Annotated in this window: 26 protein-coding genes; 19 read left to right on the forward strand and 7 right to left on the reverse strand. The window is 52.8% G+C overall.

What is annotated here, in order from left to right; translation table 11 throughout:
* Positions 1-18 precede the first annotated feature (18 nt).
* The 12 genes from FDX11_RS12705 to hisP all read left to right on the forward strand — a co-directional run bounded on the left by FDX11_RS12705 (position 19) and on the right by hisP (position 11,234).
* On the forward strand, positions 19-678 hold the full coding sequence (locus FDX11_RS12705; protein ID WP_003028140.1) for a DedA family protein: 660 nt from the start codon (positions 19-21) through the stop codon (positions 676-678).
* A gap of 149 nt (positions 679-827) precedes the next feature.
* Positions 828-1,742, forward strand: a complete 915-nt coding sequence (accD, locus tag FDX11_RS12710; protein WP_137398015.1) for an acetyl-CoA carboxylase, carboxyltransferase subunit beta — start codon at positions 828-830, stop codon at positions 1,740-1,742.
* Between the two features lie 192 nt (positions 1,743-1,934).
* Complete coding sequence (folC, locus tag FDX11_RS12715) at positions 1,935-3,203, forward strand: bifunctional tetrahydrofolate synthase/dihydrofolate synthase (RefSeq protein WP_079223280.1); 1,269 nt, start codon at positions 1,935-1,937, stop codon at positions 3,201-3,203.
* A complete protein-coding gene (dedD, locus tag FDX11_RS12720; RefSeq protein WP_137398016.1) occupies positions 3,193-3,861 on the forward strand; it encodes a cell division protein DedD in 669 nt (222 codons plus the stop codon). The genes folC and dedD overlap by 11 nt, the downstream gene beginning before the upstream one ends.
* A gap of 202 nt (positions 3,862-4,063) precedes the next feature.
* Complete coding sequence (cvpA, locus tag FDX11_RS12725) at positions 4,064-4,552, forward strand: colicin V production protein (RefSeq protein ID WP_006683632.1); 489 nt, start codon at positions 4,064-4,066, stop codon at positions 4,550-4,552.
* Positions 4,553-4,585: 33 nt separating this feature from the next.
* Positions 4,586-6,103 carry an amidophosphoribosyltransferase gene (purF, locus tag FDX11_RS12730; RefSeq protein ID WP_005129677.1) on the forward strand — a complete coding sequence of 506 codons (1,518 nt, stop codon included), beginning with the start codon at positions 4,586-4,588 and terminating at the stop codon, positions 6,101-6,103.
* Between the two features lie 97 nt (positions 6,104-6,200).
* Complete coding sequence (locus FDX11_RS12735) at positions 6,201-6,770, forward strand: UbiX family flavin prenyltransferase (RefSeq protein WP_137398017.1); 570 nt, start codon at positions 6,201-6,203, stop codon at positions 6,768-6,770.
* Between the two features lie 287 nt (positions 6,771-7,057).
* The gene (gene argT / locus FDX11_RS12740) at positions 7,058-7,840 is read left to right on the forward strand and encodes a lysine/arginine/ornithine ABC transporter substrate-binding protein ArgT (RefSeq protein WP_137398018.1); all 783 of its coding nucleotides are present in this window, start codon (positions 7,058-7,060) and stop codon (positions 7,838-7,840) included.
* Between the two features lie 248 nt (positions 7,841-8,088).
* A complete protein-coding gene (gene hisJ / locus FDX11_RS12745) occupies positions 8,089-8,871 on the forward strand; it encodes a histidine ABC transporter substrate-binding protein HisJ (protein WP_003028120.1) in 783 nt (260 codons plus the stop codon).
* Positions 8,872-9,056: 185 nt separating this feature from the next.
* Entirely contained in the window at positions 9,057-9,743 is a 687-nt protein-coding gene (locus tag FDX11_RS12750) for a histidine ABC transporter permease HisQ (protein WP_038642334.1), read from the forward strand.
* Complete coding sequence (gene hisM / locus FDX11_RS12755; protein ID WP_006683637.1) at positions 9,740-10,447, forward strand: histidine ABC transporter permease HisM; 708 nt, start codon at positions 9,740-9,742, stop codon at positions 10,445-10,447. Before FDX11_RS12750 ends, hisM begins: the two co-directional genes overlap by 4 nt.
* Before the next feature lie 13 nt (positions 10,448-10,460).
* Positions 10,461-11,234: a histidine ABC transporter ATP-binding protein HisP gene (hisP, locus tag FDX11_RS12760; protein WP_038642330.1), complete on the forward strand. Its 774-nt coding sequence runs from the start codon at positions 10,461-10,463 to the stop codon at positions 11,232-11,234.
* Positions 11,235-11,267: 33 nt separating this feature from the next.
* On the opposite strand, the gene FDX11_RS12765 is transcribed toward hisP, so the two are convergent.
* From FDX11_RS12765 to yfcG, 4 genes are all read right to left on the reverse strand, one after another.
* The gene (locus FDX11_RS12765; RefSeq protein WP_137398019.1) at positions 11,268-11,783 is read right to left on the reverse strand and encodes a GNAT family N-acetyltransferase; all 516 of its coding nucleotides are present in this window, start codon (positions 11,781-11,783) and stop codon (positions 11,268-11,270) included.
* 71 nt (positions 11,784-11,854) lie between these two features.
* Complete coding sequence (locus FDX11_RS12770) at positions 11,855-12,748, reverse strand: TIGR01777 family oxidoreductase (protein WP_137398020.1); 894 nt, start codon at positions 12,746-12,748, stop codon at positions 11,855-11,857.
* A gap of 19 nt (positions 12,749-12,767) precedes the next feature.
* Positions 12,768-13,130: a dihydroneopterin triphosphate 2'-epimerase gene (gene folX / locus FDX11_RS12775; protein ID WP_038642324.1), complete on the reverse strand. Its 363-nt coding sequence runs from the start codon at positions 13,128-13,130 to the stop codon at positions 12,768-12,770.
* 54 nt (positions 13,131-13,184) lie between these two features.
* Entirely contained in the window at positions 13,185-13,820 is a 636-nt protein-coding gene (yfcG, locus tag FDX11_RS12780; protein ID WP_042307078.1) for a GSH-dependent disulfide bond oxidoreductase, read from the reverse strand.
* A gap of 134 nt (positions 13,821-13,954) precedes the next feature.
* Here yfcG and yfcF point away from each other — a divergent pair, with 134 nt between their 5' ends.
* From yfcF to yfcD, 3 genes are read left to right on the forward strand one after another with little or no spacing between them, the layout of a single operon-like run.
* Entirely contained in the window at positions 13,955-14,599 is a 645-nt protein-coding gene (gene yfcF / locus FDX11_RS12785) for a glutathione transferase (RefSeq protein ID WP_061382116.1), read from the forward strand.
* A gap of 55 nt (positions 14,600-14,654) precedes the next feature.
* Positions 14,655-15,206, forward strand: a complete 552-nt coding sequence (gene yfcE, locus FDX11_RS12790; RefSeq protein WP_042307082.1) for a phosphodiesterase — start codon at positions 14,655-14,657, stop codon at positions 15,204-15,206.
* 56 nt (positions 15,207-15,262) lie between these two features.
* On the forward strand, positions 15,263-15,817 hold the full coding sequence (gene yfcD, locus FDX11_RS12795) for an NUDIX hydrolase YfcD (RefSeq protein ID WP_042307083.1): 555 nt from the start codon (positions 15,263-15,265) through the stop codon (positions 15,815-15,817).
* A 56-nt stretch (positions 15,818-15,873) separates the two neighbouring features.
* Here the strand turns inward: yfcD and yfcC are convergent, their stop codons facing one another.
* From yfcC to ackA, 3 genes are all read right to left on the reverse strand, one after another.
* Positions 15,874-17,394, reverse strand: coding sequence for a putative basic amino acid antiporter YfcC (gene yfcC / locus FDX11_RS12800; protein WP_042307085.1), 1,521 nt, complete (start codon positions 17,392-17,394; stop codon positions 15,874-15,876).
* Positions 17,395-17,595: 201 nt separating this feature from the next.
* Positions 17,596-19,737: a phosphate acetyltransferase gene (pta, locus tag FDX11_RS12805; RefSeq protein ID WP_042307087.1), complete on the reverse strand. Its 2,142-nt coding sequence runs from the start codon at positions 19,735-19,737 to the stop codon at positions 17,596-17,598.
* Between the two features lie 76 nt (positions 19,738-19,813).
* A complete protein-coding gene (gene ackA / locus FDX11_RS12810) occupies positions 19,814-21,016 on the reverse strand; it encodes an acetate kinase (RefSeq protein ID WP_042307090.1) in 1,203 nt (400 codons plus the stop codon).
* 339 nt (positions 21,017-21,355) lie between these two features.
* Between ackA and yfbV the strand changes: the two genes are divergently transcribed.
* The 4 genes from yfbV (at position 21,356) to FDX11_RS12830 (ending at position 24,968) form a co-directional block, all read left to right on the forward strand.
* On the forward strand, positions 21,356-21,811 hold the full coding sequence (gene yfbV / locus FDX11_RS12815) for a terminus macrodomain insulation protein YfbV (RefSeq protein ID WP_038642312.1): 456 nt from the start codon (positions 21,356-21,358) through the stop codon (positions 21,809-21,811).
* Positions 21,812-21,893: 82 nt separating this feature from the next.
* Positions 21,894-22,388, forward strand: coding sequence for a YfbU family protein (locus FDX11_RS12820; protein ID WP_137366470.1), 495 nt, complete (start codon positions 21,894-21,896; stop codon positions 22,386-22,388).
* Positions 22,381-23,058 (forward strand): sugar phosphatase, encoded by a 678-nt coding sequence (locus FDX11_RS12825; RefSeq protein ID WP_094301032.1) that lies wholly within the window; start codon positions 22,381-22,383, stop codon positions 23,056-23,058. Before FDX11_RS12820 ends, FDX11_RS12825 begins: the two co-directional genes overlap by 8 nt.
* A 77-nt stretch (positions 23,059-23,135) precedes the next feature.
* Entirely contained in the window at positions 23,136-24,968 is a 1,833-nt protein-coding gene (locus FDX11_RS12830) for an SLC13 family permease (protein WP_038642308.1), read from the forward strand.
* Positions 24,969-24,972: the final 4 nt, after the last annotated feature.

Consider the following 24,972-nt stretch of genomic DNA (forward strand, 5'->3'; position numbering starts at 1 on the left):
TCGTATAAAGGCAAAACTATGGACCTGATTTACTTTCTTATCGATTTTATTCTGCACATTGATGTGCACCTGGCGGAGCTGGTCGCGGAATACGGTATCTGGGTATACGCGATTCTGTTTCTGATCCTGTTCTGTGAAACCGGGCTGGTAGTGACGCCGTTCCTGCCGGGGGACTCACTGCTGTTTGTTGCTGGCGCACTTTCTGCGCTGCCAACTAACGATCTCAATGTTCATCTGATGGTGGCGTTGATGATTGTAGCTGCGATTGTCGGCGATGCGGTGAACTATACGATTGGCCGGTTGTTCGGTGAAAAACTCTTTAGTAACCCGAACTCCAAAATTTTTCGTCGCAGCTACCTGGATAAAACCCATGCGTTCTACGAGCGTCATGGCGGAAAAACGATTATCCTGGCGCGTTTCGTGCCTATCGTGCGGACATTTGCGCCATTTGTTGCCGGTATGGGACACATGTCCTACCGCCACTTTGCGATGTATAACGTTGTAGGTGCACTGCTGTGGGTATTGCTGTTCACCTATGCAGGCTATCTGTTTGGCGATCTGCCCATCGTTCAGGAAAACCTGAAATTATTGATTGTGGCGATTATCGTCCTTTCCGTATTGCCGGGTGTGATTGAAGTAATTCGTCATAAACGGGCTGCGTCACGGGCTGCAAAATAGAAAGTAACTCAGCGGTTCGACCACTTTTTTATCCAAAGTTTCGGGCTGTTATGTTTTAATGTGCAACATTCATGGTCTGTTAGGGGCAAAAATGGCATTATGCGCCCCTTATAACAAAGCTGACTAGGGTTCAGGCAGAAAGGTCACCAATGAGCTGGATTGAACGAATTAAAAGCAACATTACTCCCACCCGCAAGGCAAGCATTCCTGAAGGGGTGTGGACCAAGTGTGATAGCTGCGGTCAGGTTTTATACCGTGCTGAGCTGGAACGTAATCTTGAGGTCTGTCCGAAGTGTGACCATCATATGCGCATGTCGGCGCGCAATCGCCTGCATAGCCTGTTAGATGAAGGTACTCTTGTGGAACTGGGTAGCGAACTTGAGCCGAAAGACGTGCTGAAGTTTCGTGACTCCAAAAAGTACAAAGACAGACTGGCCTCAGCACAGAAAGAAACCGGCGAGAAAGATGCGCTGGTGGTGATGAAAGGCACGCTTCACGGTATGCCGGTCGTTGCGGCTGCATTCGAGTTCGCGTTTATGGGCGGCTCCATGGGTTCTGTCGTCGGTGCGCGTTTCGTCCGTGCCGTTGAGCAGGCGCTGGAAGACAACTGTCCGCTAATCTGCTTCTCCGCTTCTGGCGGGGCGCGTATGCAGGAAGCGCTGATGTCTCTGATGCAGATGGCGAAAACCTCTGCTGCGCTGGCGAAAATGCAGGAACGCGGTTTACCGTACATTTCTGTACTGACCGACCCAACGATGGGCGGTGTTTCCGCAAGCTTCGCGATGCTGGGCGATCTCAACATTGCCGAACCGAAAGCGTTGATCGGCTTTGCGGGTCCGCGTGTTATCGAGCAAACCGTACGTGAGAAACTGCCGCCGGGATTCCAGCGCAGCGAGTTCCTGATTGAAAAAGGCGCTATCGATATGATCGTCCGCCGTCCGGAAATGCGCCTGAAACTGGCAAGCATTCTGGCGAAGCTGATGAATCTTCCGGCGCCGAATCCGGATGAGCCGCGTGAAGGCGAGGTGGTACCTTCGGTACCCGATCAGGGATCAGAGTCCTGATAATTTACTCTATGGATTTCGAGTTGCAGGTAGGCGGCAAGAGAGTTCATCCCGATGAGCTTGCACAGGCAAGTGATTCGGGTGAACGAGAGCAGCCAACAAGCCTGCAGCTTGAAAGACGACGAGTACAAAAGGGCAGGGCCAGTTGGCGCTGCCTTTTGCTTTTCTCAACGTAAAGAATCTACAGGCATCATGGACAATAAACGTATTCCTCAAGCCGCGTCGCCTCTGGCGTCGTGGCTTTCTTATCTGGAAAACCTGCACAGTAAAACTATCGATCTGGGCCTCGAACGCGTAAGCCTGGTGGCGCGCAAACTGGGCGTGTTGAAACCCGCACCATTTGTCTTTACGGTGGCGGGAACCAACGGAAAAGGCACGACCTGCCGTACGCTGGAATCGGTGCTGACCGCCGCAGGTTATAAAGTCGGAGTATACAGTTCGCCGCATCTGGTGCGTTACACGGAACGCGTGCGCGTGCAGGGGCGTGAACTGCCGGAATCCGCGCATACCGCCTCGTTTGCTGAGATTGAAGACGCACGTGGCGATATTTCCCTGACCTACTTTGAATACGGTACGCTATCGGCGCTCTGGTTGTTTAAACAGGCTAAGTTGGACGTAGTCATTCTGGAAGTGGGGTTAGGCGGTCGCCTTGACGCGACGAATATCGTCGATGCCGATGTTGCGGTCGTCACCAGTATTGCGCTTGATCATACCGACTGGCTGGGCCCGGATCGCGAGAGCATTGGTCGTGAGAAAGCGGGGATTTTCCGCGCAGAGAAACCGGCCATCGTTGGCGAACCGGAAATGCCATACACTATTGCGGATGTGGCGCAAGAGTGCGGGGCGATTTTGCAACGCTGTGGTGTGGACTGGCGCTATACGGTAACGGAGAACGACTGGTCCTTTACGGACGCTCACGGCACGTTGGCGCATCTGCCATTGCCACAGGTTCCACAACCGAACGCCGCGACCGCACTGGCTGCGCTGCGTGCCAGTGGTCTTGATGTTAGCGAGCAGGCAATTCGTGACGGAATCAAACAGGCGATTTTACCGGGGCGCTTCCAGATTGTAAGCGAGTCGCCGCGGGTGATTTTTGATGTTGCCCATAACCCGCATGCGGCGGAATATCTGACCGGACGTCTGAAAAAGTTAGTGAAAAGCGGGCGTGTACTTGCAGTTATCGGTATGCTACATGATAAAGATATTGCCGGTACGTTGGCCTGGTTAAAAAGCGTGGTCGACGCCTGGTACTGCGCGCCACTGGAAGGGCCGCGTGGCGCAACGGCAGAACAGCTGTTAGAACATCTGGGCAAAGGTGAAGCCTATGACAGCGTGGCGCAGGCATGGTCTGCGGCACTGGCCGAGGCGAAGCCAGAAGATACCGTGTTGGTGTGTGGATCGTTTCACACTGTCGCACATGTCATGGAAGTGATAGACGTGGGGAGAAGCGGTGGCGAGTAAGTTTCAGAATCGATTAGTTGGCACAATTGTGCTGGTCGCGCTTGGGGTGATTGTGCTCCCCGGGCTGCTTGACGGGCAAAAAAAACATTATCAGGATGAGTTTGCTGCGATCCCTCTGGTGCCCAAACCTGGCGATCGCGACGAACCGGACATGATGCCTGCGGCAACGCAGGCGCTGCCGACGCAACCACCTGAAGGGGCGGCAGAAGAGGTGCGCGCGGGCGATGCCGCCGCGCCATCGTTGGAACCGTCGCGTATGACAACGGCAAACAGCGCGGAGTTAGATCCTGTCCCCGTACCTGTTGAACCGCCGAAACCTAAACCGAAGCCGCAACCCGTTGTCGCCACACCGGCGCCAACGCCTGCGCCAGCTCCAGCGCCGAAACCGGTCGCTGAAGAAGCGCCAGCCCCGACCGGCAAAGCGTATGTTGTGCAGCTCGGCGCGCTGAAAAATGCGGATAAGGTCAATGAGATCGTGGGTAAACTTCGTGGCGCGGGCTTCCGGGTATATACTTCCCCGTCAACGCCGGTACAGGGTAAAATAACCCGCATTCTCGTAGGGCCTGACGCCTCCAGAGATAAGCTGAAGAACTCGCTGGGCGAGCTGCAGAAGATCTCTGGTCTGAGTGGGGTTGTGATGGGGTATACCCCTAATTAAGGGGCCGTCTCATGTCGGCCGGATACGGTGTTTTCACCGCTATCCGGCAGTGTCCGAAGAGGCATAAAACCGTATGGCGTTGAAGATTTTTTCAGCGCCATTTTTATTTACGCGTGGAAAGGAAATCCCTACGCAAACGTTTTCTTTTTCTGTTAGAATGCGCCCCGAACAGGACGACAGGGCGTAAAATCGTGGGACACTTATGGTCTGGATTGATTACGCCATTATCGCGGTGATTGGTTTTTCCTGTCTGGTTAGCCTGATCCGTGGCTTTGTTCGTGAAGCATTATCGTTGGTGACTTGGGGTTGTGCTTTCTTTGTCGCCAGCCATTACTACACTTACCTGTCTGTCTGGTTTACGGGCTTTGAAGACGAACTGGTTCGAAATGGGATTGCTATCGCGATACTGTTCATCGCGACACTTATCGTCGGCGCTATCGTTAACTTTGTGATAGGCCAACTGGTAGAGAAAACAGGTCTGTCGGGTACCGACAGGGTGTTGGGGGTTTGCTTTGGTGCTCTGCGAGGAGCGCTGATCGTCGCCGCCATACTGTTCTTTCTCGATACGTTTACCGGTCTGTCGAAAAGTGAAGACTGGAGTAAGTCGCAGCTGATCCCGCAGTTCAGTTTCATCATCAGATGGTTCTTTGACTATCTGCAAAGCTCGTCAAGTTTCTTGCCCAAAGTATAAACTTTGGGTCGTTGCTGAACGAGGAAAAGACGTATGTGCGGTATTGTCGGTATCGCCGGTGTTATGCCGGTAAACCAGTCGATTTATGACGCGTTAACGGTGCTCCAGCATCGTGGTCAGGATGCTGCGGGCATCATCACTATTGATGCCAACAACTGCTTCCGCTTGCGTAAAGCAAACGGAATGGTGAGCGATATTTTTGAAGCGCGCCATATGCAGCGTTTGCAGGGCAATATGGGCATCGGTCATGTGCGTTACCCAACGGCTGGCAGCTCCAGCGCCTCCGAAGCTCAACCTTTTTACGTTAACTCACCGTATGGCATCACGCTTGCCCACAACGGCAACCTGACCAATGCGCATGAGCTGCGTAAAAAGCTGTTTGAAGAAAAGCGCCGCCACATCAATACCACTTCAGATTCTGAAATCCTGCTGAATATTTTCGCCAGCGAGCTGGATAACTTCCGCCATTACCCGCTGGAAGCAGACAATATTTTTGCGGCCATTGCGGCAACTAACCGCCAGATCCGTGGCGCCTACGCCTGCGTGGCGATGATTATCGGCCACGGTATGGTTGCCTTCCGCGATCCAAACGGTATTCGCCCGCTGGTACTGGGCAAACGCGATATTGGCGACGGTCGCACCGAGTATATGGTGGCTTCCGAGAGCGTGGCGCTGGATACGCTGGGCTTTGAATTTCTGCGCGACGTAGCACCTGGCGAAGCGGTGTACATCACCGAAAAAGGCCAGCTGTTTACCCGCCAGTGCGCCGATAACCCGGTCAGCAATCCGTGCCTGTTCGAATACGTTTACTTTGCGCGTCCTGATTCCTTTATCGACAAGATTTCCGTCTACAGCGCCCGTGTGAATATGGGAACTAAGCTCGGCGAAAAAATTGCCCGCGAGTGGGAAGATCTGGATATCGACGTGGTGATCCCGATTCCGGAAACCTCTTGTGATATCGCGCTGGAAATCGCCCGTATTCTCGGCAAGCCGTACCGTCAGGGGTTTGTGAAAAACCGCTACGTAGGGCGTACCTTTATCATGCCGGGCCAGCAGCTGCGTCGTAAATCCGTGCGCCGTAAACTGAACGCCAACCGTGCGGAGTTCCGTGATAAGAACGTGCTGCTGGTGGATGACTCTATCGTACGTGGCACCACCTCAGAACAGATTATCGAGATGGCGCGTGAAGCTGGGGCGAAGAAGGTGTATCTGGCCTCTGCCGCACCGGAAATTCGCTTCCCGAACGTGTATGGTATCGATATGCCGACGGCGACGGAGCTGATTGCCCACGGTCGCGAAGTGGACGAGATTCGTCAGATAATCGGCGCAGACGGGCTTATCTTCCAGGACCTGAACGATCTGATTGAGGCCGTTCGCGCTGAGAACCCAGATATTCAGCAGTTTGAATGTTCAGTGTTTAACGGCGTCTATGTCACCAAAGACGTTGACCAGCAGTATCTCGATTTCCTCGATTCCCTGCGTAATGACGATGCCAAAGCGATATTGCGTCAGAATGAAGCGGAAAACCTTGAGATGCATAACGAAGGTTAATGTTTGCTCGCAAGCAAGGGCACAATCCGCACCCTTGCTTGCAACTCCCCATAAATTCCTGCAAAGTCGGCCCTGAAGCAAGCAAGGGCGATTAAACATGAAACGACTCATCATTGGTATTTCTGGCGCAAGTGGCGCAATTTACGGCGTGCGCCTGCTGCAGGTTTTGCGTGACGTTACTGATGTGGAAACCCATCTGGTGATGAGCGCCGCTGCCCGGCAGACGCTGGCGCTGGAAACGGACCTCTCTGTACGCGACGTGCAGGCGCTGGCGAATGTGACTCACGATACGCGCGATATCGCCGCCAGTATTTCCTCTGGCTCTTTTCAGACCGCCGGAATGGTTATTCTGCCGTGTTCAATCAAAACGCTTTCTGGCATCGTTCACAGCTACACCGATGGACTGCTTACCCGTGCGGCAGACGTGGTGTTAAAAGAACGTCGCCCGCTGGTGCTGTGCGTGCGTGAAACGCCATTGCATCTGGGGCATCTGCGGCTAATGACGCAGGCGGCAGAAATTGGGGCGGTGATTATGCCACCGGTGCCGGCGTTTTATCATCGCCCGCAAACCCTCGATGACCTGATTAATCAAACGGTTAATCGTGTCCTTGACCAGTTTGATATCTCCCTTCCTCATGACCTCTTCACCCGCTGGCAAGGGGCGTAAGCCGTTCCATCAGGGTGCAAAGAAACATCCGTTGCCCTGTTTCAGGGCAATTTTGTAACCGCGATCATATCCTCAACATTTAATTCGTCAAAACTCAACGAAACGCTGCGTTTCAACCGTCAGACCTGCTATCTTCAAAATCAGGACAATATTGCAACGTTTTATTAACATATTTAACGTCGAATATCCTCAACGACGCGAAAATGGCATAAGACCTGCATGAAAAAGTCTGCAAACACACAACACAACGTAAAACATAATAAAATTACGCCACTTGAGGGTTATGTATGAAGAAGACGGTTCTTGCTTTGTCTTTGCTGGTAGGACTTTCCGCAACCGCGGCCAGCTACGCAGCACTTCCGCAGACAGTTCGTATTGGTACAGATACCACGTATGCACCTTTTTCCTCTAAAGATGCCAAAGGCGATTTCGTCGGTTTTGATATCGATCTGGGAAATGAGATGTGTAAGCGCATGCAGATCAAATGTACCTGGGTTGCCAGCGACTTTGATGCGCTGATCCCGTCGTTGAAAGCGAAAAAAATTGATGCCATCATCTCCTCGCTTTCCATCACCGAGAAGCGTCAGCAAGAGATTGCCTTCTCAGACAAGCTTTACGCCGCAGATTCTCGTTTGATCGCCGCGAAAGGTTCCCCGATTCAACCGACTCTGGACTCCCTCAAAGGTAAACACGTAGGCGTACTGCAAGGCTCTACTCAGGAAGCCTATGCCAATGATAACTGGCGCAGCAAAGGCGTGGATGTGGTGGCCTACGCGAACCAGGACCTGATCTATTCTGACCTGACGGCGGGACGTCTGGATACGGCATTGCAGGATGAAGTCGCGGCCAGCGAAGGTTTCCTGAAACAACCGGCAGGTAAAGACTACGCTTTTGCCGGTCCTTCAGTTAAAGATAAAAAATACTTTGGCGACGGAACCGGGATTGGCTTGCGCAAAGATGATGCGGAGCTGAAAGCGGCTTTCGATAAAGCGCTGGGTGAACTGCGCAAAGACGGCACCTACGACAAAATGGCGAGTAAGTATTTTAACTTTAATGTCTACGGCGATTAATTCATCGACGTGGGGGCGTTGGCTGCACCATTGCGGGTAACCATTACGGTGCATCATAAATTCAGTGCACTGTTTTGGTGCCTTTATCGCTGGCTTAATAAGCATGAGTGCATACTTAAGCGCTTTTCATGCAAATAAATACCGCCGACAAGGTAGAATGCTTTGCCTTGTCGGCCTGATTAATGGCACGATAACTGCACCTGGTCCTGTAAAGATCCCCTATAAAAGACAGTCTGTTGAGGATAGTTATGAAAAAACTGGTGTTGTCTCTTTCTTTGGTCCTGGCTTTCTCCAGTGCTACCGCAGCATTTGCAGCCATTCCGCAAAAAATTCGTATCGGCACCGATCCTACTTATGCGCCGTTCGAATCGAAAAATGCGCAGGGTGAATTAGTCGGTTTTGATATCGATCTGGCTAAAGAGCTATGCAAACGTATTAATACACAATGTACCTTCGTGGAAAACCCGCTGGATGCGCTGATCCCTTCGCTAAAAGCGAAGAAAATCGATGCGATTATGTCCTCGCTTTCCATTACTGAAAAACGTCAGCAGGAAATCGCGTTTACCGACAAGCTTTATGCAGCCGACTCGCGTCTGGTTGTCGCTAAGGATTCTGCTATTCAGCCGACCATTGAGTCGTTGAAAGGCAAACGTGTCGGCGTGCTGCAGGGTACCACTCAGGAAACGTTCGGCAACGAACACTGGGCGCCAAAAGGCATTGAAATTGTCTCCTATCAGGGACAAGACAACATCTATTCTGACCTGACAGCCGGGCGTATTGACGCCGCATTCCAGGATGAAGTCGCTGCCAGCGAAGGCTTCCTGAAACAGCCAGTTGGTAAAGATTACAAATTCGGCGGCCCGTCTGTGAAAGACGAGAAATTGTTTGGCGTGGGTACCGGTATGGGACTGCGTAAAGACGATAACGAGCTGCGCGAAGCACTGAATAAAGCCTTTGCTGAGATGCGCGCCGACGGCACTTACGAGAAGCTGGCTAAAAAGTACTTCGATTTTGATGTTTACGGCGGTTAATCACCGCAGGTGCTGATAAAGCCCGTAGATTTTTGACGCGTTAAATTTATGCCTGATGGCGCTGCGCTCATCCGGCCTACGTTGATTTGTAGGCCGGATAAGGCAAAGCCGCCATCCGGCATTTAACGGTAAGTCTGAAATCAAAAGAGGCTTATTACTCCACCACACACGACAGGACAGGCAGCATGTTGTATGGCTTTTCAGGTGTTATTTTACAGGGCGCAATTGTTACGCTTGAGCTGGCTCTCAGCTCAGTGGTGCTGGCGGTTCTGATAGGTCTTGTCGGCGCGGCAGCAAAACTGTCGCAAAGCCGGGCGTTGGGGCTTATTTTCGAAGCGTACACCACGCTTATCCGCGGCGTGCCCGATCTGGTCTTAATGTTGCTCATCTTCTATGGATTACAAATCGCGCTGAATACCATTACCGATGCAATGGGGGTCAGCCAGATTGATATCGATCCGATGGTAGCGGGGATAATCACGCTCGGATTTATCTACGGGGCCTACTTTACGGAAACGTTCCGCGGCGCGTTTATGGCTGTGCCCAAAGGCCATATTGAAGCCGCGACGGCATTCGGCTTTACCAGTTCACAAATTTTTCGCCGCATTATGTTCCCGGCAATGATGCGCTATGCCTTACCGGGAATTGGTAATAACTGGCAGGTTATTCTCAAAGCCACTGCGTTGGTATCGCTGCTCGGTCTGGAAGATGTGGTGAAAGCGACTCAGCTTGCCGGGAAAAGTACCTGGGAGCCGTTCTATTTTGCCGTCGTGTGCGGGGTCATCTATCTGGTGTTTACCACAGTTTCTAATGGTGTGCTGCTGTACCTTGAGCGCCGCTACTCCGTGGGTGTGAAGAGGGCTGACCTGTGATTGAGATTATTCAGGAATACTGGAAGTCCCTGCTGTGGACCGACGGATACCGCTTTACTGGCGTGGCTATCACCCTGTGGCTTCTGATTTCGTCGGTGGTGATGGGCGGGATACTGGCGCTGTTTTTGGCGATTGGTCGCGTTTCCAGTAATAAATTTATTCAGTTTCCCATCTGGTTATTCACCTATATTTTTCGTGGGACACCGCTGTATGTACAGCTACTGGTGTTTTATTCCGGGATGTATACGCTGGAGATAGTCAAAGGAACGGACTTCCTCAACGCGTTTTTCCGCAGCGGGTTGAATTGCACCGTACTGGCGCTGACGCTGAATACCTGCGCCTATACCACGGAGATTTTCGCCGGGGCGATTCGTTCCGTGCCGCACGGTGAGATTGAAGCCGCGCGCGCTTACGGTTTCTCGTCATTCAAACTGTATCGCTGCATAATTTTGCCTTCCGCGCTGCGTATTGCGTTGCCGGCATACAGCAATGAAGTGATTTTAATGCTGCATTCCACGGCGCTGGCGTTTACCGCCACGGTGCCTGATTTGTTGAAAATCGCCCGCGATATCAACTCGGCAACGTATCAACCGTTTACCGCTTTCGGTATTGCCGCGGTGCTGTATTTGATTATTTCGTATGTCCTGATCAGTCTGTTCCGTAAAGCGGAAAAACGCTGGTTGCAGCATGTATCCTCTAAATAATTCGAGTAACACGATGTCTGAGAATAAATTAAACGTTATCGATTTACATAAGCACTACGGCGAACATGAAGTGCTGAAAGGGGTATCTCTGCAGGCTAATGCGGGTGATGTTATCAGTATTATCGGCTCGTCAGGTTCCGGTAAAAGTACCTTTCTGCGCTGCATTAACTTTCTTGAAAAACCGAGTGCTGGTTCCATTGTCGTCAGTGGGCAGAACATTGGTCTGGTGCGTGACAAAGATGGCCAGCTCAAGGTTGCGGACAAAAATCAGCTGCGTTTGCTGCGCACAAGACTAACCATGGTCTTTCAGCACTTTAATCTGTGGAGCCACATGACGGTGCTGGAAAACGTCATGGAAGCGCCGATTCAGGTACTGGGACTGAGCAAGCAGGAAGCCCGCGCACGCGCGGTGAAGTATCTGGCTAAAGTGGGTATTGATGAGCGAGCGCAGGGCAAATATCCGGTGCATTTGTCTGGTGGTCAGCAGCAGCGCGTTTCTATTGCGCGTGCGCTGGCGATGGAACCGGAGGTGTTGCTGTTTGATGAACCCACCTCGGCGCTTGACCCAGAGCTGGTCGGCGAGGTACTACGCATTATGCAGCAACTGGCCGAAGAGGGGAAAACCATGGTGGTCGTGACCCATGAAATGGGGTTTGCCCGAAATGTCTCCACGCACGTGATTTTTCTGCATCAGGGGAAAATCGAAGAAGAGGGCGACCCGGAGCAGGTATTCGGCAACCCGCAAAGCCCACGCTTGCAGCAGTTCCTCAAAGGATCGCTGAAGTAATTCAGTTGCCCGGAGGTGCCATGCTTTCCGGGCCTACCGCTTTAACGCATCGCACTCCAGGCGATAAACCCAGTCGTCGTGCGCGATCCCATTAATCTGATACGCTTTTTCCAGCACCTGCGTTCGTACAAAGCCTGTCTTTTCCAGAACACGTATCGAACCCTTATTCTCTGCCAGCACGTAAGCATTTATCGCCGTGACGCCAGCATGTTCAAAGGCATACTGGCACACCGCGCGCACGGCTTCGCTGGCAATACCTTTCCCCTGCGCATGTGGCATGATGGCGTAACCGAGGTCGGCCTCCTGCGGATAAAGATGACTGATTTGCAGACCAATATCGCCGAGCGGCGTCGGGTTGTTATGCTCGCGAATAACAAATGTGTGCTGTGCGGCAAGGCGTCTGGCGAATAACAGACGCGTATCCTTCGCTGGGGCGATGTCGCCCATATAGCGCATGACTTCAGGGCTTTCACGTAATCTCTGGAAAAATGACCAGTCAGAAAATTGAAACAAAGAGAGGGTAAGACGGGGAGTCGATATTTTTGCCATAACGTCGCCATTGCGGAAGTCAGATCTATAACCTTACCATCGCAACGGCGAATGTGAATAGCGCTTAGCAACTATCGGATAACATCCGCTAGCGCCTCTTCTAAATCGTACCAGCGAAACGCGAAACCGGACGCTTCCAGACGTTTGGGTAACGCCCGCTGTCCGCCGAGAACCAGCACGGAAGACTCGCCCATCAGTAGACGTATTACGCCAGCGGGAACGCGCAGAATGGCCGGGCGGTTTAAGGCATGGCCCAGCGCGTGGGCAAACTGCTCATTGTGTACCGGATATGGCGAAACCATATTGAAGGGGCCACGCAGATCGTTATCCAGCAGCCAGATAATGCCGTTGACCATATCATCAATATGAATCCAGGCCAGATACTGGCGTCCGTTACCGATCGGGCCGCCTAAGCCAAGACGAAACGGCGGGACCATTTTTCCCAGAATCCCGCCAGCAGAGGCCAGTACCACGCCGGTACGCAACATACACACGCGGGTTTTGTCACTTTGCGCTGTGCTGGCAATTTGCTCCCAACGGGCGCACAGTTTATGGGTAAATTCGTTATGCGGCGGCTCTTCTTCCGTGACCACAACTTCGCCCAGATCGCCGTAGTAACCGGTAGCGGAACCGGATATTAACACCGCGGGCGGCGTCTCGCTGGCGTGGATTAAATCGACCAGTTTCTGCGTGATGCCCCAGCGACTCTGACACAGGCGCTCCTTTTGCTCAGCGCTCCAGCGCTTATCTGCAATAGGCTCTCCGGCAAGATTAATCACGGCATCAATGCCATTGAGATTTTGCTGCTCTGTCAGCCCCTTCCACAACGTGACCCGAGAGCCGAGAATCTGACGCGCCTTATCAGGGTTACGTGTCACTATGGTTACCTGATGCCCCAGTTCGAACAGGCGGGGGATCAGATGACGTCCAATCAGGCCAGTACCGCCGGTAATCAGAATCTGCATGTCGCCTCCCGGGTTACGTTTAGCGCTGCCAGCTCAGCGTCATGGATACTGAGTCGGCGTAACGCAATGCGTGAAGTTTATCGATCTCTACTTCAGCATAAGTGACCCAGTGATGTTCGCGTGCGATATCGAGCACATCTTGAGTTAATTTTTCTAATAGTGAGAAGCGGTTACTCTCCACGTGCGCAATGATGCTTTTGGTGATAGTGCGATAATTCAGCGCGTCGTTGATGTCTTCGCTGATACGGGCTTTGTCTGCCGGATAATGAATGGCAATGTTGATGACGATATCCTGGCGGTTAAGGATCTCCTCTTCTTTGATGCCGATAAAGGTGCGCAGACGAAGGTTTTTTATACGAATAATAGCGTCAGGTTGTGACATTGCAGGTTTCCTCCATGTATGAACCTATTCATGATACACGAGAATCGAACCGTGTTACCGCTTCTCACTCTGCGCTTGCTGCATGGCGCGTTCCGTGGCAGGCCGCGTACGGATGCGCTCATGCCAGTTATTAACCGCCGGGTAATTGTCGAGGTCGATACGCTGACGCTGGTGGGCATGAATCCATGGCCAGCAGGCTATGTCAGCAATGCTGTAGTGATCGCCCCCCAGCCAGGGGGAGGTTTCCAGACGTTTATTCATCACGTTGTACAGGCGCTGAGTTTCAACCTGGTATCTTTCAATGGCGTAGGGGATCGTCTGCGGGGCGTAATGACTGAAATGGTGATTCTGACCGAGCATGGGCCCCAGGCCGCTGACCTGCCAGAACAGCCATTGCAACGTGGTGTGGCGCTCACGTAACTCACCGCTCAGCAGCTTGCCGCTCTTTTCCGCCAGATAGAGTAAAATTTCTCCGGACTCAAACAGGCTGATCGGGCTTCCGCCGTCCTGCGGTGCATTGTCGATAATGGCCGGGATTTTATTGTTCGGCGAGATCTGCAGAAAATCAGGACGAAACTGGCTACCTTTGTTGATATCAACATGAATCAGACGGTATTGCAGCTGCGTCTCTTCAAGAAACAGCGTGATTTTGTGACCGTTTGGCGATGGCGTGTAATAGAGATCGATCATTTTCAGCGTCCGTTTTGTCATGAACCGGGTCATTACAAGTATAGAGGCTGTTAGCGTGCGTGAGTTTTCATCAAGTGACAGCGAGAGAAAGACTCTATATTTTGAAGGCAAGCCAATACACTTCAGAGGACGTTATGAGCAAACCTGCAATTACGCTGTGGTCAGATGCCAATTTTTTCTCCCCTTACGTGCTGTCTGTTTATGTCGCTCTGCAAGAGAAAGGACTACCTTTTACGCTGAAAACTGTTGATCTCAACAGCGGTGAACACTTGCAACCTTCATGGCAAGGTTATGCGTTGACGCGCCGCGTGCCGGTCCTGGAGATTGACGATTTCGAGCTGAGCGAATCATCAGCAATTACTGAGTTTCTGGAAGAGAGCTTTGCCCCGCCGCAGTGGGAGCGCATCTACCCACACGATGTGCAAAAGCGCGCGCGGGCTCGCCAGGTGCAGGCGTGGATCCGCAGCGATCTGATGCCTATTCGTGAAGAACGTTCAACGGATGTAGTTTTTGCTGGCGTGAAAAAAGCGGCGTTGAGCGAAGCCGGAAAAGCCAGTGCAGAAAAATTGTTCGCCACTGCGAGCAGTTTACTGAGCCACGGTAAACAAAATTTATTTGGCGAATGGTGTATCGCTGATTGCGATTTAGCGCTAATGCTTAATCGTCTGGTCCTTAACGGCGATGAGGTGCCAGAAGCGCTTGCGGAATATGCCACCTTCCAGTGGCAGCGCGCTTCCGTTCAGCGTTTTATCGCGCTTTCAGCGAAGCGTTCCTGCTGACCATCGAAGCGTAATCCAGTATCATTACAAGGTACTTTTCAACGAGGAGTGAGTGATGAAACTGATGTTCGCATCGGACATTCATGGTTCGTTGCCAGCCACGGAACGCGTACTCGAACTGTTTACCGCAAGCGGAGCGCAATGGCTGGTGATATTGGGTGATGTTTTAAATCACGGACCGCGTAATGCGTTGCCGGAAGGCTATGCGCCCGCGCAGGTTGCAGAGCGGTTGAATGAACTGGCAGCGCGGATTATTGCGGTGCGTGGCAATTGCGACAGCGAAGTGGATCAGATGCTCCTGCATTTTCCGATAACCGCGCCGTGGCAGCAAATTCTGACAGAAAACCAGCGACTCTTTTTGACGCACGGGCATCTTTTTGGCCCGCAAAATATGCCAGCGCTCAGCGCGGGAGATGTACTGGTTTATGGCCATACGCATCTGCCAGTTGCCGAGTTGCAAGGGGATGTCTATCACTTTAACCCCGGCTCGGTAAGCATCCCGAAAGGAGGCTTTGCGGCAAGCTACGGGATTCTGGATGATAATGTTCTCAGCGTCATGGCACTCAATGATCAAAGTGTTATTGCGCAGATCGAGATTAATCCGTAATTTACCCCACAAACATAAACGCGCCGTAAGAGCGCCAGAAAAAAGAAGGTTTCCTGATGGTGGAACAGCGTCATTTGGCAAGTACGGAATGGGTGGATATTGTGAACGAAGACAACGAAGTCATCGCACAGTCCAGCCGGGAACAAATGCGGGCGCAGCGCTTACGCCATCGTGCGACGTATATCGTGGTGCACGATGGTATGGGCAAAATTCTGGTTCAGCGTAGGACTGAGACAAAAGACTTTTTGCCCGGCATGCTGGATGCCACCGCTGGCGGTGTTGTTCAGGCTGACGAGCAGCTACTGGACTCAGCGCGCCGTGAAGCGGAAGAGGAGTTGGGGATTGCGGGCGTGCCGTTTGCCGAGCACGGTCAGTTTTATTTTGAAGACCAGAATTGTCGCGTCTGGGGTGGGCTGTTTAGCTGTGTGTCCCACGGACCGTTCGCGTTACAGGAAGAAGAGGTCAGTGAAGTTTGCTGGCTTACGCCGGAAGAAATTACCGCACGCTGCGACGAATTTACGCCGGACTCTCTGAAAGCGCTGGCGCTGTGGATGACCCGCAACGCCAAGAATGAAGGGGCAAAAGCCGAAAAGCAGGAAGAAGCCGAGTAACGTCTGCTCATCCGGCCTACAGCGTCGAGAAATCATGTAGGCCGGGCAATCATTTTTTAATGGTAACCCATTATCTGCGCACCAATCACCACCACGCTGGACATAATAAACAGCAGGCCTAACAGCGTGGCACCTACTTTCAGCCAGTTACGAAAATCCACCCGACAAACGCCTAACGTTGCCATCAATGATGCCGACGTCGGATAGATAATGTGGCTGAATCCGTCGCCAAACTGGAAGGCCAGTACGGTGACCTGACGGTTTACGCCAACCAGATCGCCCAGCGGCGCTAATAGCGGCATGGTCAATGCAGCCTGGCCAGAGCCGGACGTAACGAAGAAATTAAATACCGCCTGGAACAGCAGCATAAACCATGCAGCGATAGCGTTATCCAGCCCGCTGATACCGTTGGCAATACTGTGCAGCAGGGTATTTAATACGCTGGCTTCGCCCGCCTCTCCGTTACCGACCAGCAGTAATATGCCCTTGGCGAAACCGACCAGCAGGGCGGGAGCAATCATCATTCGCGCACCTTCAGTGAAGGAAGATGCCATGACGTTGACCGTCATACCGTTGAGACGGAACACCACACCGATGATGCCAATCACCAGTCCCATCGTGAAGAACTGGCTGGCGATCTCAGGAATAAACCACGCGTTGACGATAACGCCCCAGACGACCCAAATCATCACCGCGGTCAGTACCAGCAATACCAGCCAGTCGCCCAGCGTGAAGCGTCGTTCTACAACCTCGTCCTGCTGCTCACGAAAGAAGCGGTCGGACTCATGTACCCGGGAGAGAAGCGGATTTTTTTTGATGCGCGCTGCGTAGGCCAGGGTGAAGGTCAACCCTATCAGGGTCGCAACGACCCATACTACGATACGCAGACCGGAACCAGAGAGCACCGGGACACCTGCAATACCCTGCGCGACCACCACGCAGAACGGGTTCATCCATGAACTGGCAAAACCAATTTGGGTAGCGATATAGGTGACCAGCACGGTGGTGATACTGTCGTAACCTAAGCGTACCATCAAAGGCGCAATGATAATGGCAAAAGCAACCGCCTCTTCGCCCATGCCAAACACCGCGCCGCCTAATGAGAAGAGAATAAACAGCACCGGGATAAACAGAACTTCGTTACCCCGCGTATGACGAATGAGCGCCAGAATGCCATTATCAATGGTTCCGGTACGCATAACGATGCCAAATGCGCCGCCAATCACCAGCATAAACATGATGATACCAACCGCCGTGCCGAACTTAGAGCCGGAGGTTAACCCTTCAAACGGAAAATTCATCAGGCCGGGGCGTTCATCTCCGGTGGTGAAAAACTGCACCCGGTGATACTGCTCTTCACCCGCGTCGTTGGTCAGAATACGAAAAGAGTGGGGGTCAACAACTTTACGGGTTTTGGTTTGCCCATCAACCTGATACTGCACTTCCTGGCTGTCGAACATCCCGACCGGAACTACCCATGTCGCCAGGCTGGTTAAAATGGCGACGAAAAAAATAATCACCAGCGTATCGGGCATCGCCCATTTTTTGGCTGGCTGTGATTCTGTGACTGCTGACATGAAAGACTATCCCTGTTGCAATGCAAAAGAGAGTAAGTATGCAAACAGAAGAATAGTTATTCATTGATGCAGCGCATCCTGGCAAATATTTCAGAATTTACAAAAGAAAAAAACGGATATAAAAAAACCGGAAATATCAGCTATTTCCGGTTTGATAAGCAGAGGTGTTGCCGGATAAGAGATCCGGCACACTGCAGCAAATTACTGCTGCTGGGAAGACTGGATCGCGGTCAGGGCGATGGTATAGACGATATCGTCTACCAGCGCGCCACGGGACAGGTCGTTCACCGGCTTGCGCATACCCTGCAGCATCGGCCCGATGGAGATCAGGTCGGCAGAACGCTGTACCGCTTTGTAGGTGGTGTTACCGGTATTCAGATCCGGGAAGATGAACACTGTAGCGCGACCTGCAACCGGCGAGTTCGGCGCTTTGGATTTCGCTACGTCAGCCATAACCGCGGCGTCGTACTGCAACGGACCGTCGATCATCAGGTCAGGACGTTTTTCCTGCGCCAGACGAGTCGCTTCGCGAACTTTCTCTACGTCGCTACCTGCACCAGAGGTACCGGTGGAGTAGGAGAGCATCGCAACGCGCGGTTCGATACCGAAGGCGATGGCGGATTCAGCGGACTGAATGGCGATTTCTGCCAGCTGTTCAGCAGTTGGATCCGGGTTGATCGCACAGTCACCGTAAACGTAAACCTGTTCCGGCAGCAGCATGAAGAACACGGAAGACACCAGAGAGCTACCCGGCGCAGTTTTGATCAACTGCAGCGGCGGACGAATGGTGTTTGCGGTGGTGTGAACGGCACCAGAAACCAGACCGTCAACGTCGTCCTGCTCCAGCATCAGGGTACCGAGAACCACGTTGTCTTCCAGCTGTTCGCGGGCAACGGTTTCGGTCATGCCTTTGTTCTTACGCAGCTCAACCAGGCGAGCAACGTAGCTTTCGCGAACCACATCCGGGTCAACGATTTCTACGCCAGCGCCCAGCTCAACGCCCTGAGAGGCCGCAACGCGGGTGATCTCGTCCGGGTTACCCAACAGAACGCAGGTAGCGATACCGCGTTCAGCACAGATAGCAGCCGCTTTAACGGTGCGCGGTTCGTCGCCTTCCGGCAGAACAACGCGTTTGCCCGCTTTACGCGCCAGCTCGGTCAGCTGATAACGGAACGCCGGCGGAGACAGGCGACGGCTGCGCTCAGAGGTCGCGGTCAGAGATTCAATCCAGTCAGCGTTGATGTAGTTAGCAACGTATTCCTGAACTTTTTCGATGCGCTCGTGATCGTCAACCGGAACTTCCAGGTTGAAGCTCTGCAGGCTCAGAGAGGTCTGCCAGGTATTGGTGTTCACCATGAATACCGGCAGGCCGGTAGCGAATGCACGTTCGCACAGTTTGTTAATACGCGCGTCCATTTCGTAGCCGCCGGTCAGCAGCAGTGCACCGATTTCTACACCGTTCATCGCTGCCAGACATGCTGCAACCAGCACGTCAGGACGGTCGGCAGAAGTCACCAGCAGAGAACCTGCGCGGAAGTGCTCCAGCATGTGCGGAATGCTGCGTGCGCAGAAAGTCACAGACTTCACGCGGCGGGTGTTGATATCGCCTTCGTTAACGATGGTAGCGTTCAGGTGACGCGCCATATCGATTGCACGGGTAGCGATCAGATCGAAGCTCCATGGCACCGCGCCCAGAACCGGCAGCGGGCTGGATTCTTGCAGTTTAGCCGGATCAACTTTGATCACCTGCGCTTTGGAAGAGTCGTCGAAAATCTCGGACAGATCCGGGCGAGTACGGCCCTGGTCATCAACCGGCGCGTTCAGTTTGTTAACGATGACGCCAGTGATGTTGGTGTTTTTCGCGCCGCCGAAGCTGCTGCGAGTCAGTTCAATACGCTCGTTCAGCTGTTCCGGAGTATCGGTGCCCTGAGACATCACGAAGACGATTTCCGCATTCAGCGTTTTCGCGATTTCGTAGTTCAGAGACTGCGCGAACTGATGTTTACGGGTTGGGACCAGGCCTTCAACCAGTACGACTTCAGCATCTTTGGTGTTCGCGTGGTAATTCGCGATGATCTCTTCCATCAGCACATCTTTCTGATTGCTGGACAGCAGAGATTCAACGTGGCTCATCTTCAGCGGCTCAGCAGCTGGCAGGTTAGAGTTCGCACGAACGATAGTAGTAGTCTGGTCTGGCGCATCGCCACCGGCACGAGGCTGAGCGATTGGCTTAAAGACGCTCAGACGAACGCCTTTGCGTTCCATAGCGCGGATCACGCCGAGGCTGACGCTGGTCAGGCCGACGCTGGTTCCGGTAGGGATCAGCATAATAATACGGGACACGGTTTATCCTCTTTCGTTACCGCCCATTTCAGGCGGGTTACAAAACAGCACCGCCAGCTAGGCTGGCGGTGTGAAATCAGGCAGTCAGACGGCTCGCGTCTTGCGCGATAACCAGTTCTTCGTTGGTTGGGATAACCACCGCAGGACGGGTACCTTCTTTGTTGATGAAACCAGATTTGCCGAAACGTGCGGCCAGGTTACGTTCGTGGTCAACTTCAAAGCCCAGAACGCCCAGTTTGCCCAGAGACAGTTCACGAACCATCGCTGCGTTTTCACCGATACCACCGGTGAAGACAACCGCATCCAGACGACCATCCATCAGCGCAGTGTAAGAACCGATGTACTTCGCCAGACGGTGGCAGTAAACGTCCATTGCACGTTTAGCGTCTTCTTTGGTTGCGTAGTTATCTTCAACATAACGGCAGTCGCTGGTGACTTCGGTCAGACCCAGCAGGCCGGACTCTTTGGTCAGCATTTTGTTGATCTGGTCAACGCTCATGCCCAGGGTGTCGTGCAGGTGGAAGATGATCGCCGGGTCGATGTCACCGGAACGCGTACCCATCACCAGACCTTCCAGTGGGGTCAGACCCATGGAGGTATCAACACATTTACCGTTACGGATAGCAGATACAGAACCGCCGTTGCCCAGGTGGCAAGTGATGATGTTCAGTTCATCAACCGGTTTGTTCAGCATTTTTGCCGCTTCCTGAGTAACAAAGAAGTGGCTGGTACCGTGCGCGCCGTAACGACGAACGCCGTGTTCTTTGTACAGGCTGTACGGCAGAGCATAGAGGTAAGACTCTTCCGGCATAGTCTGATGGAACGCGGTGTCGAATACAGCCACGTTTTTGTCTTTCAGGCTTGGGAAGGATTTCAGCGCTTCTGCGATACCGATCAGGTGAGCAGGGTTATGCAGCGGTGCGAAAGAGGCAGAATCTTTGATGCCCTGGATAACAGAATCATCGATAACCACAGAGCTGGTATACTTCTCGCCGCCGTGTACGATACGGTGACCGATAGCGGTCAATTGCGCAGACAATTCTGGTTTTTGTGCCAGAATAGTGTTAACGATAAAGTTCAGCGCTTCACTGTGAGCGGCGCCTGCACCTAAAGCCGCTTCTTGTTTACCGCCGTCCATTTTCCACTTGATGCGTGCTTCTGGGAGATGGAAACATTCGGCTAAACCAGAGAGGTATTCTTCACCGTTTACTGCATCGATGATGGCAAATTTCAGTGAGGAGCTACCGCAGTTCAGAACCAGTACTAACTTACTCGACATGGAAGTACCTATTTATGATACGTGGCTAAAAAAACGTCAGAGAGTCATAGAGCGTAGCGCATGATGACACCGACGTTTATGATTAACATCATGCGCCAGAGTCTTTTTGGGCACGATGGAATAAATACCTTTGAGTCTATGTCATTTTGCGTATTTTTCAGCCAGTGGCATACTGTATGCCAATTTGACGACTCAATGATTTTGGACTAAAGGCCTTACAGGCCGGCACAGGATACCTGAATGTGGGTATCAAAGACAAAATGTTTTGAACGATGTCCCTTGTAGTTGTTGTTTTGCACAAATTTTTTAATTTTTATATGTGAAGTTGAGGTAACCGCCATGTCGACACCGGATAATCGTTCCGTCAATTTTTTTAGTTTGTTTCGCCGGGGGCAGCACTATGCGAAGACGTGGCCGATGGAAAAGCGCCTCGCGCCCGTGTTTGTTGAGAACCGCGTGATCCGCATGACGCGTTACGCAATCCGTTTTATGCCGCCCATCGCTGTTTTCACCTTATGCTGGCAAATTGCTTTAGGCGGGCAGTTGGGACCGGCCGTGGCGACAGCGCTGTTTGCACTCAGCCTGCCGATGCAGGGCATGTGGTGGCTGGGTAAGCGTTCCGTCACACCGCTGCCGCCTTCAATACTCAACTGGTTCTACGAAGTTCGGGGTAAATTGCAAGAGGCCGGACAGGCGCTCGCTCCGGTAGAAGGAAAGCCTGATTATCAGGCGCTGGCTGACACGCTTAAGCGCGCCTTCAAACAACTGGATAAAACTTTCCTCGATGATTTGTAATTGACCCCTGATTACGCATATAAAAGAAGGCACAAGATGCCTTCTTTTTTTCATCGTAGTAGCAGTGATACAGGAGTCCCAAATGGAAATGACCAACGCTCAACGTCTGATTTTGTCTAACCAGTACAAAATGATGACTATGCTCGATCCCACTAACGCCGAGCGTTATCGTCGTTTGCAGACGATTATTGAACGCGGTTACGGCTTGCAGATGCGTGAGTTGGATCGTGAGTTTGGTGAGCTGACGGAAGAAACCTGTCGTACGATTATCGATATTATGGAGATGTATCACGCATTACATGTCTCCTGGACCAATCTAAAAGACGCGCAGTCTATTGATGAGCGCCGCGTGACCTTCCTCGGTTTTGACGCCGCAACGGAAGCCCGTTTCCTCGGGTACGTTCGTTTTATGGTCAATGTGGAAGGGCGTTATACCCACTTCGATGCGGGTACGCATGGTTTCAACGCCCAGACCCCGATGTGGGAAAAATATCAGCGTATGCTGAATATCTGGCACTCTTGCCCGCGCCAGTATCACCTGAGCGCGAATGAAATTAACCAAATCATTAATGCCTGAGGGGGCGAGCGTGCAGTGCAAAGGTTTTCTGTTTGATCTGGATGGAACGCTGGTCGATTCCTTACCCGCAGTAGAACGCGCGTGGTGCAACTGGGCCGATCGTTTTGGCCTCGATCACGCCGAGGTGCTCGGCTTTATTCATGGTAAGCAGGCCATTACCTCCCTGCGACACTTTATGGTGGGCAAGTCCGAGGCGGAGATCGCTGCGGAGTTCACCCGCCTGGAGCAGATCGAAGCGACGGAAACCGCGGGGATCACCGCGCTGCCAGGGGCGGTTGACTTGCTCAACCATCTCAACAAAGCGGGCATTCCATGGGCGATTGTGACTTCAGGATCAATGCCGGTCGCACGGGCGCGCCATCGTGTCGCAGGACTTCCTGCTCCTGAGGTGTTTGTCACTGCCGAACGGGTAAAAAGAGGTAAACCAGAGCCTGACGCCTATCTGTTAGGCGCTCAGTTACTGGGCCTGGCGCCACAGGAATGCGCGGTAGTCGAGGATGCGCCCGCAGGGGTGCTCTCGGGACTGGCTGCAGGGTGCCATGTAATAGCGGTAAATGCGCCAGCGGACACGCCGCGTCTGGATGAGGTCGATTTTTCGCTGACCAGTCTGGAACAGATTTCTGTGACCAAACAGCCCAACGGAAATGTGGTCGTTGTAAGAAATACCTGATCATGATTTAGCCCCAGATTGTTGGGGCTTTTTTATGGCAGAATCGGTCCATCCATCTCATTTAACAAGGATATGTTGTGAACGGTGAATTGATATGGGTTCTCTCATTGCTGGCGATTGCCGTCGTCTTGTTTGCAACTGGCAGAGTGCGTATGGACGCGATCGCTTTGCTGGTCATTATTGCCTTTGTTCTGAGTGGAACATTGAGCATCACAGAAGCTTTTTCCGGGTTCAGCGATCCTAACGTTATTTTGATCGCGGCTTTATTTATTATCGGCGACGGTCTGGTGCGTACCGGGGTGGCGACGGTGATGGGGGCCTGGCTGGTGAAGGTCGCCGGCAGCAGTGAAGTCAAAATGCTGGTGTTGCTGATGATAACCGTGGCCGGGCTCGGTGCGTTTATGAGTTCGACCGGCGTGGTTGCTATCTTTATACCGGTTGTCTTAAGCGTTTCCATGCGCATGCAAATTTCTCCCTCACGTCTGATGATGCCGCTGAGCTTTGCCGGATTGATAAGCGGCATGATGACGCTGGTGGCGACACCGCCAAACCTGGTCGTCAACAGTGAGTTGCTACGCGAAGGACTTAACGGTTTCAGCTTTTTTAGCGTCACTCCGCTGGGGCTGGTGGTTCTGGTGCTTGGCATAATTTATATGCTGCTGATGCGCTTTATGCTGAAGGGCGAAGACTCCGGGCAGCCAGGAGACGGTTGGAAACGCCGGACTTTTCGCGATTTAATCAAAGAGTATCGCCTTACAGGGCGTGCCCGCCGTCTGGCTATTCGCCCTGGTTCACCGATGATTGGCCAGCGTCTGGACGACCTGAAACTGCGTGAGCGTTACGGAGCAAACGTGATTGGCGTGGAGCGCTGGCGGCGCTTTCGTCGCGTGATTGTTGACGTTAACGGGGTTTCTGAGTTTCGCGCCCGTGACGTGCTGCTGATTGATATGTCTGCAGCGGATGTCGATCTGCGAGAATTTTGCAGTGAGCAACTGCTGGAGCCGATGGTGCTGCGCGGGGAATACTTCTCCGAGCAGGCGTTGGATGTGGGCATGGCCGAGATCTCACTGATCCCAGAATCGGAACTGATTGGCAAAACGGTACGGGAGATAGCCTTTCGTACGCGTTACGGTCTGAATGTGGTCGGCCTGAAACGCGATGGTACGGCGCTGGCAGGCGCGGTGGTGGATGAACCGTTGCTGATGGGGGATATCATTCTGGTGGTGGGTAACTGGAAGCTCATCACACTGCTGGGACAAAAAGGGCGCGACTTCGTGGTGTTGAACATGCCAGCTGAGGTCAGTGAAGCTTCCCCGGCGCACAGCCAGGCGCCGCATGCCATTTTCTGCCTGGTGCTGATGGTCGCCCTGATGCTCACCGATGAAATTCCTAATACGGTTGCCGCAATTATCGCCTGCCTGCTGATGGGGAAATTCCGCTGTATCGATGCCGAAAGCGCCTATAAAGCGATTCACTGGCCAAGCATTATTTTGATCGTCGGGATGATGCCCTTCGCATTGGCACTACAAAAAACTGGCGGTGTCGATCTGGTGGTAAAAGGACTGATGGACGTCGGCGGCGGGTATGGCCCGTACATGATGCTGGGCTGCCTGTTCGTCCTGTGCGCGAGCATTGGGTTATTTATCTCTAACACTGCAACGGCGGTACTCATGGCGCCAATCGCCCTGGCGGCGGCAAAGTCGATGGGGGTTTCGCCGTATCCTTTTGCGATGGTGATTGCAATGGCGGCATCCGCAGCCTTTATGACACCGGTCTCTTCGCCGGTAAACACGCTGGTGCTGGGACCGGGTAACTATAGCTTTAGCGATTTCGTGAAAATTGGCGTGCCGTTTACGGTGATCGTGATGGCGGTGTGCGTGGTGATGATCCCGATGCTGTTCCCGTTTTGATTTT

This window comes from Citrobacter sp. wls714, from assembly GCF_005281025.1.
Taxonomy (GTDB): domain Bacteria; phylum Pseudomonadota; class Gammaproteobacteria; order Enterobacterales; family Enterobacteriaceae; genus Citrobacter; species Citrobacter werkmanii.